This window comes from Alteromonas sp. HB246098 (assembly GCF_054890645.1).
The window spans coordinates 277,441-291,253 of the sequence record NZ_JBTZUG010000001.1; the positions used below are offsets into that span (position 1 = coordinate 277,441).

At 43.0% G+C, this 13,813-nt stretch carries 9 protein-coding genes; 5 read left to right on the forward strand and 4 right to left on the reverse strand.

The window, feature by feature from the left end; all coding sequences use genetic code 11:
* Window positions 1-208: 208 nt before the first annotated feature.
* Window positions 209-1,798: an alkyl hydroperoxide reductase subunit F gene (ahpF, locus tag ACYTPF_RS01210; RefSeq protein ID WP_461850911.1), complete on the reverse strand. Its 1,590-nt coding sequence runs from the start codon at window positions 1,796-1,798 to the stop codon at window positions 209-211.
* A 175-nt stretch (window positions 1,799-1,973) separates the two neighbouring features.
* Window positions 1,974-2,531: an alkyl hydroperoxide reductase subunit C gene (gene ahpC, locus ACYTPF_RS01215; RefSeq protein ID WP_461851522.1), complete on the reverse strand. Its 558-nt coding sequence runs from the start codon at window positions 2,529-2,531 to the stop codon at window positions 1,974-1,976.
* 300 nt (window positions 2,532-2,831) lie between these two features.
* Between ahpC and ACYTPF_RS01220 the strand changes: the two genes are divergently transcribed.
* Together ACYTPF_RS01220 and ACYTPF_RS01225 are read left to right on the forward strand one after the other, a co-directional pair.
* Window positions 2,832-4,160 (forward strand): DUF2252 family protein, encoded by a 1,329-nt coding sequence (locus ACYTPF_RS01220; protein WP_461850912.1) that lies wholly within the window; start codon window positions 2,832-2,834, stop codon window positions 4,158-4,160.
* 319 nt (window positions 4,161-4,479) lie between these two features.
* Window positions 4,480-7,065 (forward strand): ExeM/NucH family extracellular endonuclease, encoded by a 2,586-nt coding sequence (locus tag ACYTPF_RS01225; RefSeq protein WP_461850913.1) that lies wholly within the window; start codon window positions 4,480-4,482, stop codon window positions 7,063-7,065.
* Window positions 7,066-7,235: 170 nt separating this feature from the next.
* On the opposite strand, the gene ACYTPF_RS01230 is transcribed toward ACYTPF_RS01225, so the two are convergent.
* Both ACYTPF_RS01230 and ACYTPF_RS01235 read right to left on the reverse strand, forming a co-directional pair.
* Window positions 7,236-8,921 (reverse strand): response regulator, encoded by a 1,686-nt coding sequence (locus ACYTPF_RS01230; RefSeq protein WP_461850914.1) that lies wholly within the window; start codon window positions 8,919-8,921, stop codon window positions 7,236-7,238.
* Window positions 8,922-9,137: 216 nt separating this feature from the next.
* The gene (locus tag ACYTPF_RS01235) at window positions 9,138-9,809 is read right to left on the reverse strand and encodes a 2OG-Fe(II) oxygenase (protein WP_461850915.1); all 672 of its coding nucleotides are present in this window, start codon (window positions 9,807-9,809) and stop codon (window positions 9,138-9,140) included.
* Between the two features lie 518 nt (window positions 9,810-10,327).
* Here ACYTPF_RS01235 and ACYTPF_RS01240 point away from each other — a divergent pair.
* From ACYTPF_RS01240 to rluF, 3 genes are all read left to right on the forward strand, one after another.
* A complete protein-coding gene (locus ACYTPF_RS01240; protein ID WP_118495164.1) occupies window positions 10,328-11,884 on the forward strand; it encodes a carbon-nitrogen hydrolase family protein in 1,557 nt (518 codons plus the stop codon).
* Window positions 11,885-12,090: 206 nt separating this feature from the next.
* Window positions 12,091-12,897 carry a hypothetical protein gene (locus ACYTPF_RS01245; protein WP_461850916.1) on the forward strand — a complete coding sequence of 269 codons (807 nt, stop codon included), beginning with the start codon at window positions 12,091-12,093 and terminating at the stop codon, window positions 12,895-12,897.
* A gap of 157 nt (window positions 12,898-13,054) precedes the next feature.
* Entirely contained in the window at window positions 13,055-13,813 is a 759-nt protein-coding gene (rluF, locus tag ACYTPF_RS01250) for a 23S rRNA pseudouridine(2604) synthase RluF (protein WP_179983228.1), read from the forward strand.

A 13,813-nucleotide genomic window follows, 5' to 3' on the forward strand; every position in this document is an offset into this window, starting at 1 on the left:
TGGCTAACTTGTACTTTGGTATAATTTAACAAAATATCATACAAATGATAACCATTTTTATTACCAATATTGAATGCAAATGGTCAAAAATGAAAATCGCAAAACACCCTTTGATATAAGGTAAAGTTAGCGCACACAAAAAAGCCGAACTAACTGAGTTAGTTCGGCTTTTTTACATATTTGAGTTAAGCGCTAGATACTAAACGTATTAAGCAGCTTCGCTCTCGTCTTCAGTTTCAACCACTTCATGGCTAAGCAGGTATTCAAAGGCGGCTAGTGACGCTTTAGCCCCCTCGCCCATCGAAATAACGATTTGCTTATAAGGCACTGTTGTTACGTCACCCGCAGCAAAGATACCAGGCTCAGAAGTATGACATTTAGTATCAACAATGATTTCACCATACTGCGTCATCTCTACCGTGTCCTTCATAAACTGGCTGTTCGGTACAAGGCCAATTTGAACAAATACACCGGCGAGTTCGCGTGTATGAACTTCATTAGTTGAACGGTCTTGGTATTCAATCGCGTTCACTTTGCCATTCTCGGCCGTGATTTGACGTGTAGCCGCATTTTTAATAATGGTAATGTTGTCGCGCTTTTCAGCTTGGTCGATAAGTACCTGGTCCGCTTTAAGTTCCGGCATAAATTCAAATACCGTTACTGATTTTACGATACCTGCCAAATCTAGTGCCGCTTCAATACCAGAGTTACCACCACCAATAACTGCAACATCTTTACCTTTAAAGAAAGGACCATCGCAGTGCGGGCAATATGCTACGCCGTTACCTACGTTCTCTCTTTCACCGGGGACACCCAGTTCTCTCCAACGTGCGCCGGTTGCGACAATAACCGTACGGGTGCGAATTTGCTCGCCTGAAGAAAGCGTAATAGTTTTAATATTACCTTTTTCAATGCTATCGACGCGTACGTGCTCTTTAAGCGTAATGTCGTAATCGCGAACGTGCTCCATTAGGTTGCCTACAAGTTCAGGCCCTGTCGTTTTGGGTACAGAGATTAAATTTTCTATACCCATAGTGTCTTTAACCTGACCACCAAAAGTTTCAGCAACAATGGCTACTTTAAGGCCTTTACGTGCACTGTAAATTGCAGACGCAACACCCGCTGGGCCGCCGCCAATAACAGTAACGTCTTGAAGCGGCAACGCGTCGCCTTTATTTGCCTCTTTAAGGCTAGGGTCGCGCTCGATAAGTTTATTGATAAGTACTGAACCATCAACTTTACCGTTCGCGAATAGCTCGCCATTAAGGTAAACGCTAGGTACACCTTGAATGTCGCGCTCTTGAATTAGATTTTGATATAGCCCACCGTCGATCATTTCGGTCTTGATGTTAGGGTTAATCAAAGCGAATTGATTAAGTGCCTGTACGACCTCTGGGCAGTTGTGACAGCTTAAGCTGATAAATACTTCAAAGTTAAGTGGTTCTTTAACGGCTTTAACCAATGTTTGAACACTATCATCTAGCTTAAGTTCAGTGCCTGCTGCGTGCAGCATAGCAAGTACAAGTGAGTTAAACTCATGGCCACCCGGAATACCTGAAAAACGAATTCCAGTATCTTCACCGTCAGCTTCTAATAAAAAGCTGATAGCGCTGCGTAGTTCACCATTAGTTTCACGTTCTTCTACGTTTAGTTTTTCGCTTACTGAAGCAATGTCGGACAGAAACTTCACAAGCTCTTCGCGCTTGCTATGTTCACCGGTCTGTACGACAAAGGTTACGTTTTTTTGCATTGACTCAGCATATGATTTCAATGCTTGTAAAATTTCTTTAGTTAACACGGTTATTCTGCCTTATTTTCGACACGCCGATCCCCGCCAACCCTTTGATAGGTCAACAACATAAGCGGAAATTGGAAATTAACATCAGGGAGTGGAGACCCACTCCCTACAAACTATCGTCCTAACACTTTAACTTACAGTTTATCCTGCTGTGCTAGGAATTAAGCGGTGCTGCTTAGATTTTGCCTACTAGGTCAAGAGAAGGAGCAAGTGTTTCTTCACCTTCTTTCCATTTCGCTGGGCAAACTTCACCTGGGTTGTTTGCTACGTATTGAGCAGCTTTAACTTTACGTACTAGGTCGTCTGCGTCACGGCCAATACCTTCAGAAGTGATTTCCATTGCTTGTACGATACCTTCTGGGTCAACAACGAATGTTGCACGGTCAGCAAGACCCATAGTTTCGCGCATACAATCGAAGTTACGCGTGATTTCGCCAGTAGGGTCGCCAATCATTGCAAACTTGATCTTGTTGATCGTGTCTGAAGAATCGTGCCATGCTTTGTGCGTGAAGTGTGTGTCAGTAGATACTGAGAATACTTCTACGCCACGAGACTGAAGCTCTTCGTACTTATCAGCGATGTCGCCAAGCTCAGTTGGACAAACAAATGTGAAGTCAGCTGGGTAAAATACGAAAACTGCCCATTTACCTTTGATGTCTTCGCTGCTTACGTCTACGAATTCGCCGTCTTTAAATGCAGTCGCTTTAAAAGGTTTGATAGCAGTATTAATCAATGCCATGTTTAATTCTCCATTTGGTTTAAATTTTCCGGATGCTTAATGCATACGGATACAAACTTTACGTTTATTTTGTCGACATGGTTTTGCAGTTTTGTGAAGATATTCACTTGTTGCGAAATCCATGTCTCTCGAAACTGGTGAAAAGAATAGCGCGCATCACTTAAAAAAACTAATTGGTAAATATGAATCGCTTAATCAGGTTATTGAATTGAACGATGAAAATAAAATCAATTAGCCAATCGGCACGCGATACAATCCTGTTTATAGCCTTAGTACAAGCAGCGTGAGGAACATATGACAAATACCCGAATTCACCTTATTTCAGAAGAAATAGAGCGTATTGATAATTACAAACCTTCGCGAAGCTTGCCAAAACATATAAAAATGGCTACCAGCCCGTTTGTATTTTATCGAGGCAGCGCTCAATTATTCTACGCAGATATCAAAGCGGGTCTGATTAATTTCCCCAAAGAGTGTGATTCTATACCACTAACCAGCGTGATGGGCGACTGTCATACTTCCAATTTTGGTTTCCTTACCGAAGAAGGCTCTCACGGAGATACAGTAATCTTTTCTCCCAATGATTTTGATGATGCATGCGTAGGCAAAGCACACTGGGACATACTTCGCTACCTCACCTCATTGCGTCTTGCTCAACTGCACTGTAGCGGTATAGTGGAAGGTAGATATTCAGGGGAAGGCATAGATACCACTAAACCCGTAGTCACTCATCAGCAAGTTATTAACGCGCAACACGCTTTTATTAAGCACTATGTGGAAACCTGCGACCGTGTAGTAAATAATGCTAAGGTGATGAACGAGGCAATAGACTATTGCCCTAATGCTGTGCCAAGTAAGCTAACAAAGCTTTATAAAAAGGCAAAAGCCCGTAGTGCGGGCGGCGAGGAGTTTATAATTAAAAGTGCGCTTGCCAAAGCGGTGAGTTTTAACGGCACGAGGCTGGGCTTTAAACCCAACAGTGATAAATTCGAAACCCTAAGCGAGGGGGAATATAAAACATTACACGAAGCGTTTGCTCCTTACATGGACGATTCTATCGTAGATATTGTTAAACGCCTGAACGCAGGAACCGGCTCCGTAAATATGGCGCGCTATTACTTTTTAGTCGGGCCGTCTAAACCACACAATGAAAAGAGTTTTGCGCATTGCCATATTGTAGAAGTTAAACAACAGCGTAATGCTGCACCTCTTCATTACTTCCCTACCGTTAACCCTGTCAACCGTCTGAACGCTGCCCACCTCACCGCACGTTGCCAACGACGAATGCAAAGAAAGCCTGACCTTGTTCTTGATGAGGTAAAATTCAAAGACGCTAATTATCTGATTCGCTCAAGACATCACGCTAAAGTGGGTGTGGACCCTCAAGATATTGCAATGGGCAAGAAGGCCCTTAACGGGGGCTTTGAATATTTTGCACAATTATGCGGTTATAGCTTGGCACTGGCTCATTGTCGTGGAGATAGAAGAAGCACGCGGTTTGCCCAATCAGCCTCAAATGCCTTTTCTCAATCAAGAGATTTGCTTGTGAAAATAGCAAATCTTTATGCAGATCAAGTCGTTGATGATCACGCTTTATTTTCCCGTCACCTCGAATCAAACTAAAACAATGCTGGCTGTAATAAAAAAGTAATACGCGCTCATAAAATGTCTATAGCGTTATTTAATGGTTAGGTAAGGCTACAAAAGCGATTTAACAGTTTAAGTAAGTTTACTCATACTTCCTATACTGTTGTTTTAATTAAGTTATTTTAAAAACAGCTTGAATAAGATTAAGTTATTTCTATTAATCATAAACTTCCCTACGGTAGAACAAGCAATACGAAAATTGCTCGTCACAGGGTGCTCTGCTCAAGCAGACTTTACAACAAAAATACTAGTACCTGTGATTTAAAAAATAATGAAACTACAAAGGGAAAATGACGTGAGAACATCATTAACTTTACTATCTGCAGGAATAATCTCTGCACTTTCTTCTACCGCTATTCAAGCCAACGATTTAGTTATAAGTGGTGTTATTGACGGGCCACTAAGTGGCGGTGTTCCAAAAGCTGTAGAACTTTTCGTGGTCAACGATATTGCAGACTTATCTACCTATGGTATTGGTGCAGCGAACAACGGCGGTGGTACAGATGGAGAGGAATTCACTTTCCCAGCTGGCACGTCTGCAAGTGCTGGCACTTATATCTACGTAGCATCAGAAATTGATGGATTTACCGCGTTTTTCGGTTCTGCACCAGACTACGATACATCGGAGTTAGGAATTAATGGTGACGATGCTATTGAGCTTTTCAAAGATGGTAGCGTTATCGATACGTTTGGTGATATTAACACCGACGGCACCGGCACCGCATGGGAATACTTAGATGGTTGGGCATACCGTTCGTCTGGTCAATCGGCTAATGGCGGCAGTTTTGAAGCATCTAACTGGACTTACAGTGGCGTCGACGCACTTGACGGTTCAACTACAAACACAGATGCGGCGACTCCCTTTCCGGCCGGTACATTCACCACCGAAGGTGGCGGTGACGACGTTGTAGACGTACCAGAAGAACCTGCTGTTGAGCTCGGCATTTGTGGCGCAGACGCAACACTTATCAGTGCTATTCAAGGCAGCGAAAGCAGTTCTTCTGAAGTAGGCAATAGCGTTATTATCGAAGCTATAGTTACTGGCACCCGCGCTGACGGCTTCTTTGTACAGGAAGAGGCGTCTGATTACGACGCTGACGATGCAACCTCTGAAGGTTTGTTCGTAGACGGCAGTGTTGATATTGCCACCGGTAATATCGTTCGTCTTTATGGTGAAGTGGAAGAAAACTACGGCATGACAACCCTTGCCATGGATAGCGATGTTGCTGCACTTGATTGCGGCACCGCAGATGCTGTTGCGGCAGTAGAGATCGCTATGCCGTACGAACTTGACCTTGAATCGGTTGAAGGTATGGTCGTTAGCGTGACTGATGCGACAGTAACAAGCACAAACAACCTTTGGCGCTTCGGCGAAATCGTTGTTAGTGACTCGATTAAACGCCAACCAAGTGATGTGGCAGCGCCATTGTCAGATGCTTACACAGCCGCTGTTGAAGCAAGCGAAACAAGCCTGCTTACTATTGAAGATAACAGCAGTTCTCAGTACCCAGATGCACTGAGTTTCTTCCCTACTTTCAGCTACGCTAATGCTATTCGCATTGGTGATTCGGTTTCTGCTGCAGGTCCACTAAACTACAGCTTTGGTACTTACAGAATTAACCCTAGCGACATTATTGAAGTCACTTCAACACGTGAAGCAAACCCTGTTGTTACAGAAGGCAACTTATCAATTGCTACTTTCAACGTGCTTAACTACTTCAACGGTGAGGTGGACGCTAACGGCGATGTAACCTTCGATTATGATGAAAATCGCGGTGCGGACGATGCTGTGGCATTTGAACTGCAGCAAGGTCGTATTGTAGAAGCCATTGTTAACTTAAACGCTGACGTTGTTGGGTTAATGGAAATCGAAAATGATGGTTTCGGTGAAGACAGCGCGATACAGGCTCTAGTTGATGCTATTAACGCAGAACTAGGTGAAACTGAGCAATATTCATTTGTTGCTACAAGCGATAGTAGCGAAATTGGCACAGATGCTATCACTGTAGGCCTTTTATACAAGGCTTCTGTAGTAACGCCAGAGGGCGACGCTATTATTGTTGATATGCCAGTACAACAAATTGATGAAGATAGTCTTGCACAAATGCGCCCTAGCCTTCTTCAATCTTTTGTTCACACAGAAAGTGGCAAGTCGTTCCTAGTTTCAGTGAACCACTTTAAGTCTAAGGGTTCGCAGTGCGCTGAAGACATTGCCGAAGCGCCGTCTGAAATTACTACAATTCAGGGTAGCTGTAACGCGTTTCGCGTATCGGCAGCCATTACATTAGGTAATGCTTTGAGCGATGAAAATCTGCCTGAGCGTAAGATAATCTTAGGCGACTTAAACGCGTACAGTGCTGAAGATCCTGTGGCTGTACTTACCGACTATACACCTGAAGATCGCGGTTACACTATTACCACTGCAGTAAATACAGGTATGGATGACGGTGCATCTGTGGAAGTTGAATCTAGCTTTGGCTATCACAATTTAGCTGAAGAGTTCGACGCAGAAGGCTTCTCATATTGGTTCTACGGTACCGAACAAGTAGGTAGTTTGGACCATGTTTTAGCAAGTGAAGCCATGCTTGAAGACGCTATTGATGGTGCACACTGGAATATCAACTCAGTTGAAGCCTACCAGCTACAGTACGACCAAGCGCTTCGTTATTATGCTGATGAAGACGGCTACGCGTTCACTGATGTGGGTCCATTCAGAAGTTCAGACCATGACCCGTTTGTTGCAACTTTCGATCTGCAAGCGGATGTAGTTGACGATGAAGAAGACGATGACGACAGCTCAGGTGGCTCAATGGGAGGAATTCTTGCTCTGTTAGCCGCAGCAATTGGCTTTCGCCGTCGTGCTACTGTTGCTAAAAAATAACAGAAGAAAGGATTAAATCCTTCTTAAATTAAAAAAGCTGCCTTGAAATTCAAAGCAGCTTTTTTTTAGGTTTTCATTTTGCCGTTGTGTGTACATGATTAGCGGCGTTTAAACTTTTATCTAGCCCTTTATAATAGCTTCGCAAGCTTTAAAAAAGACAACATTCCAAACTACGCTTTAGCGACAACCACGCCGACTAAATCAGCCGCATTGGTATCATCCACTTCAATGCCAATTCGCGCGATATACTGATCCCTTTTTTCCGCTTGGGTCGCCGATAACTCTTCAGAACAAAGCAATTTGGCAGCACGCTGCGCCGAATGTATTTGTTCTTCACTTAGTCCACTATCTAGATGCATTTGAGTAATGACTTTAAGCAAGCTTAACGCGATCTGTTTGTCTTTGGGTGACAAGGTCAAGGCCTGTCTTAAATTGTTATAAGCGGGAATAAGGCGATTTTCTTTGTAGTTTACAGCCGCCATCTGCTTAAGCTCTTTAGTAGTAAACTGAATTTCCGTACGCTCAATAGACTCTTGATTCAAATACTCATTAACCACTTGTGAGGTAAAAGTATCACCTTCTATTTGCTTTCTCAGTTTATCTAAAATGCTGACACAGTGTTCACGCATGCCTAACTCATGGAAGGCTTTCATTTTATCTAAACTATCTTCCATTGACAGTCCATCAGTAGACGCTGAGCGATCCTTCATTAACTTTTCAGCCTCACGTTTCTCGTCTCTAAGACATAGTACTCGGGATTTAACCACATCCATTTGCTCAGCAAGCTGACTCTGCATGCCTTTCTGCTGCCTAAGCTCTTCAAGCTCACTTTCGGCGCGTTTAAGGTACTTGTCACCTTCAGTGTTTCCTAAGCTTGTAGCCAAATCAATGGTAGAGCGAATAACATTGAGTGTAAGTTGAGGGGAGTCATGAATAGAATTTTTAGCAAACTTTGCCATATTCTGCACGGCAGAAAGCTGGCCAGCTTTATCATGATTGAGCCTGGCTAGGTCCCACAAGCGCTTGTTTCGCTCGATATTACGGGGCGCAAGCCGGCTTGCCTCTTTCATTTGCTCGTAAGCAATATCAAACTGCTCTTTTTCAATGAAGTATTGTGCGAGCAAATCGAAGGTTAAAAACCGAGTATCGGGCCGCTGGAGTAGATCATCAACCAGTAACTGTGCTTCTTCTAGTTCATCTTGTCGCAATAAGGAACGCGTGAGACCAATATGAACCCAGGCATGGTCCATACTCTGTAGTAGCGTTCTAAAGTAATTTTCTGCCGTTTCATAGTCCCGTAACTGCAGAAGACAATCACCAATAAGGCGTTTTATTCTGGTGTGGTACTCTGAAAGCGAGGGATCTTTTAGTTGTCGCTCAGCATAATACATCGCCGTTGAATAGTCGCCAGCATGCATGCAATGCAGCATTTTATGCAGTTTCAAGCGAACTTGTATTAGGTATTCTAAGCGCGCTTCGATCTTATTGCGCTGTAACGGTTTAACCCAGAAATCATCCGGCTGCAGTTCTACAATACAGTTAACAAGTTCAGGTGATGTTTCGGCACTAAGGAAAATGACCGTTGTCGTATCGTTAATGTGGTTGAGGTGCTTAAGTTCTTCAAAAAGATGAAAGCCATCTTTATCGTGACTTACGTTAAACGCTAGTAATACAAAGTCATACTGCCTTGCCTCGCATAATCTCTTGGCATGGAACGCGTTGAATGCACTACTAACGTTTTTAATCCCTATTTCGTGTAATGCTGAAGCAACAACATCGTGAACTAGCCCCTGGTTATCGATAACCAGCACATGCAGCTCTTCTCTTGGGGTGGGGGCAGGTATTTTTTCCAGCATTAACCAATCACTTCTTACATCTTTTCCCTAAGCGACACAATAGCGTCAAGACGGCCTATTGTGGACAACACTATGCTATCGTTGTGAAGTAACCATCAAATACAAAGCCTGTTTACTTACCACTAAGCTTCACGGACTACTCGAATTTCAAGTACGGTTTTATCACAACAGATATATAGCAAATTCATATTATACATAAGTATGAGTTTTTGGATACTAGCGCGGAGGGTCGATACTGTCATTAACAGTACCGTTTACTCTAAACCATCCTGCAACAGAATGGCGCGTTCTTACCGAAGGCAAAACTTCGTGGGGAAAAGCTTCGCTAAGAAATACTACAAATGTTCCTTTTGCCGGTAAGACTTTTGTTCCTATTTGATCATTTTCATCAAAATACAGCACTAATTCTCCGCCATCTGCCTCTTCCCAGCTATCGTTGAGATAGGCTACAAGCGATAGTACCCTGTTGCCCTGACCTTTAAACGCATCTACATGGCGCTTGTAAAATTTACCTGGTTCATAGCAAGCAAAATGACTCTCAAAAGAAAAGAGCCCCACAAAAAGCGAACGGTTTATATAATGCTGCATGGCTTCACACCAAGACAACCACAGGGCGCCTTCCTCAGAGGAACCGGTAATCCAGCAAATCTCGTCACCTCTCACTTTTTCAGCTTTCTGATAATTCTTTGCGCGACCAATACCCGCTTTTTTATATTCAGCTTCGGAGATTGAACGCTGACAGGTTAACAGTGCTTGTGTAATGAAATCGGGTAACCCATTCTCCTGAATAGAAAAGCCTGAAGTGACTAAGTCATCTACGATTTTTTCAAATATGGCTTCATCGAAAACATGTAGAGGTTGATACGACGCAAGTTGTTCTCTATTCATCTAAGTCTTTTTACCTGTAGGCAGTTAACTAATTGTGTAGTTATTAGGGGGTTAAGGGCGTAAAAAAGTAGCGAACTTATACGCGGCGTTGAGCGTTGTGGCAATTGCATGACCACACATTTTTCGCGCTATTTTTTTATCGATAAAAGAAAAATTATTTATCGCTTTGACGGCTAAAGAATTCGCACGTTTCTTGCTAGTTTTTTTGCGAACTATTCTTTAATTAGTATTTAATCAGTGCGTGAGCTAGCTCCGCTAGACAGAAACTAAAACAATCACTAAAGAGAAATTCTAACAAATAAGATTAATTAGTAAGCCAAGGTATGTATTTTAATGGTGTTGCTTGAAACCAAGCCCCTTTTTACTTGTTATCTTCGCCTTTACGGTAAGAACACGAGGACTACATTTAACAGTTGAAAAAACCATTACAAGGCATTTAAGTAGAAACATAAACGCTGTACGTATCAGAAGTATTTATCAGAAGTATTTATCAAAAGCATTAGCAAAAAGAGTAACCCATGAGTCAAGACCAAACACAAATAGAAGAAACGGAACACCATCTAGACTTAAGAAACTTAAGACTGGACGACTATAACGATGTAAAAGGGTTGATGGACAAGGTATACGCAAACGTTGGCGGCGCCTGGCCTTACTCTAACTACAAAGCACAAGTCACCACGTTTCCTGAAGGACAAATATGTATTGAAGATAAAGGCAAAGTGGTTGCCTTCGCCATTTCAGTCATTGTTGATTACGACCAGTTTGGTGATAAGCATAGTTACGATGAAATAACCGGCGATGCCTATCTTACGACTCACGATCCAAATGGTGATGTGCTTTACGGCGTAGAAGTTATTGTTTGCCCAGAATACCGCGGTCTTCGTTTAGGTAGACGGTTATACGAAGCGCGAAAAGAGCTATGTAGAAACTTAAATTTAAAATCAATCATGGCTGGGGGGCGCATACCCAATTATAGAAACTATGCGAATGAATTGTCGCCTTATGAGTACATCGAGCAAGTAAAACTAAAGGATATTTACGACCCGATTTTAACGTTTCAACTATCAAACGGCTTTGAAGTAAAGCAAGTAATGACCGCATACCTCCCAGAAGATGAAGCATCAAAGGGTTATGCCACATTACTTCAATGGCACAACATTTACTACGAACCGGGCACGCCTTCGTTAATCGCCAGCAGAAAATCGAGTGCGCGCATAGGATGCATTCAGTGGCAAATGCGCTATTTCAACAATGTAGAAGAACTGCTTCAGCAAGTTGAGTACTTTGTTGACGCGCTATCTGACTACTCATGCGATGTGGCCTTATTCCCAGAGTTTTTCAATGCGCCGCTTATGGGTCTTAGCCCATCGGATTCATCAATTGACGCTATTTGGCATTTAGCTACTTATACCGATGAAATTTTAACTGCCGTATCTCATTTAGCTGTTTCGTACAATATTACAATTATCGCGGGTTCAATGCCTGTCGTGGAAGAGGAACAGCTGTATAACGTAAGCTACATATGCAAGCGAGACGGAACGATTGAAAGCCAATACAAACTTCATCCAACACCTCACGAGAAAGAGGACTGGATTATGAAGGGCGGAAATAGTCTTAAGACTTTTGATACCGATTTCGGGAAAATCGGCGTGCTAATTTGTTACGACGTGGAATTTCCAGAACTGGCGCGCATTCTTTCCGACCAAGAGATGCAGATTTTATTTGTGCCGTTTTGGACAGACACGAAAAATGGTTATTTACGCGTTCGCCGCTGTGCACAAGCAAGGGCTATCGAAAATGAATGTTATGTAGCTATTGCTGGTAGCGTCGGTAATCTGCCTAAGGTTGATAACGTGGATATTCAGTATGGTCAAACCGCGGTGTTTTCACCCAGTGATTTCGCGTTTCCTCACGATGCTATTGTGTCTGAAACGACACCAAATACAGAGATGACGCTTATCGTGGATTTAGACCTCGACAAACTCACTAAGCTGCAAAATGAGGGCTCGGTGCGAAATTACTTGGACCGACGCCGCGACCTTTATCGCGTCGAATGGATTGGCGATAAAAACTAATCAGGTTTATGCCATTGAAAAATGCTGGGTTTATACAAATTCCAGCTTCTTTGTCTTATGGAAAGTTAGCATTCTACATAAGCCATAGAATTTCCTTCGATTTAGCGATAACATGAAACTGCGCGCAAAGAATAATGGGCTCTCGTTTAGATAAAACGTTTTAACGTCAGATAGAGAGCGCTACATAAAGAGATTATTAATTTACTATGGCAAATAATTCGAAAAACGATGAGTTTCCAACCATTAGATTGGATGAAGAAGACCGTCGAGATTATCAGACTAATAGGCAAGCGGCCCCAACAAAGGCGACCACGCCCTCACCTTCCCCTTCAGCCAACCGTCAGCCTTCAAATAGTGGTAGCGGAAACGGAGTCTGGGTTGTTTTAGTTGCCTTGATCGCCTTAGCGGCGTGTGGTGGTTGTTACTACTTGTACACTATGCTTGAGCAACAAAAGGCTGTGGCTGAGCAAGCTGAAAAGCGCATTATGCAGCTAGAAAGCAAGCTTTCTGCGACAGGCGAGGAAATTGGTGAATCTACGGTTGCTTTACAAGTCAAAGTTACTGAGTTGTCTAATAAAACCAATGAACTTTGGGAGCAAATGGACAAACTTTGGGCTTCGGCATGGCGTCGTAATCAAAAAGAAATCGCTGACCTTGGTGATCGTGTTGGCAATGTTCAAACTGCATTGAATAAAAATGTCAGCGCCGTTTCTGACGACGTAAAAAGCCAAGCTGCTGCAATCGGTTCTGTTAAAAATCAATTGGCATCACTAGCCGATGAACTACTTGCTGTAAATGTTCAACTAGAACAAGCCACAAGCGATAAACAAAGCGCCCAGCAACGTGTGCGTAATCTTACCGATAAACTATCAGTATTGGAGCAGCGCAACACAACGTTATCTGGACGCATTACCAGTTTAGAAAACGAGATCCGCGACATCGCCACAAAAGTAGTATCAAGTGGCAGTGCGAGTGGTGGTGCGGGTTCACCTCCCTCACCTGCTGGCAGTTAAATTATCTACCACCGGCTGGCTTGTTGTTTTCAAAACGAACAGCAATATATGGCTACGCCAGATAAATACAGAAAAAAGAAAGGGGTTAATCGCCCCTTTCTTTTTTGTCGTGATACCATTACCGCCTTCGACGAAATAAGAAAGGACATACTGCGCAATGAGTGACCAAGCGCCTAAACGTTTAAATAAATATATTAGTGACACAGGCCTATGTTCACGCCGAGAAGCGGATAAACTCATTGAGCAAAAGCGCGTTACGGTAAATAACAAACCACCAGAACTTGGCACTAAAATTGGTGCCGGCGATATTGTTAAAGTTGATGGCAAGGTGGTAGGTGCGGTAGCGAAGGACAAATCAGATAGGGTCTATATTGTATATAACAAACCTATAGGCATAACCTGTACTACCGAGCGCCATGTTAAAGGCAATATTATTGACGCTATCAGTCATAAAGCACGTATATTTCCCGTAGGTAGGCTTGATAAGCCTTCTGAAGGGCTCATCATACTCACCAGCGATGGTGATATCGTAAATAAAATATTGCGCGCTGAAAATGCGCACGACAAAGAGTATGAAGTAACGGTTAACCAGCCTATTAGTGAACGGTTTGTGAAGCGTATGGCGCGCGGCGTGCCCATCTTAGGTACAGTGACAAAGCCATGTGTTGTTAAACCGACCGGCAAAAACAAGTTTACTATTATTCTTACCCAGGGGCTTAATCGCCAAATACGCAGAATGTGTGAATTCTTAGGCTATGAGGTGACTAAACTTAAACGCACACGCATTATGCATTTAGAACTCGGGTCACTAAAACCAGGTCAATGGCGAAACTTAACAGCTCAAGAATTAAAGACGATGCAAAACGCCGTTCGTTCATCAACCAAGACAGCAGAGAAAGTAGAGTTGCGTAAATAG

Coding starts and splice junctions, on each gene's coding strand:
- ACYTPF_RS01220 (WP_461850912.1), top strand. CDS start 2,832: ATGACAAATACCCGAATTCACCTTATTTCAGAAGAAATAGAGCGTATT.
- rluF (WP_179983228.1), top strand. CDS start 13,055: ATGAGTGACCAAGCGCCTAAACGTTTAAATAAATATATTAGTGACACA.
- ACYTPF_RS01235 (WP_461850915.1), bottom strand. CDS start 9,809: ATGAATAGAGAACAACTTGCGTCGTATCAACCTCTACATGTTTTCGAT.
- ACYTPF_RS01240 (WP_118495164.1), top strand. CDS start 10,328: ATGAGTCAAGACCAAACACAAATAGAAGAAACGGAACACCATCTAGAC.
- ACYTPF_RS01245 (WP_461850916.1), top strand. CDS start 12,091: ATGGCAAATAATTCGAAAAACGATGAGTTTCCAACCATTAGATTGGAT.
- ACYTPF_RS01230 (WP_461850914.1), bottom strand. CDS start 8,921: ATGCTGGAAAAAATACCTGCCCCCACCCCAAGAGAAGAGCTGCATGTG.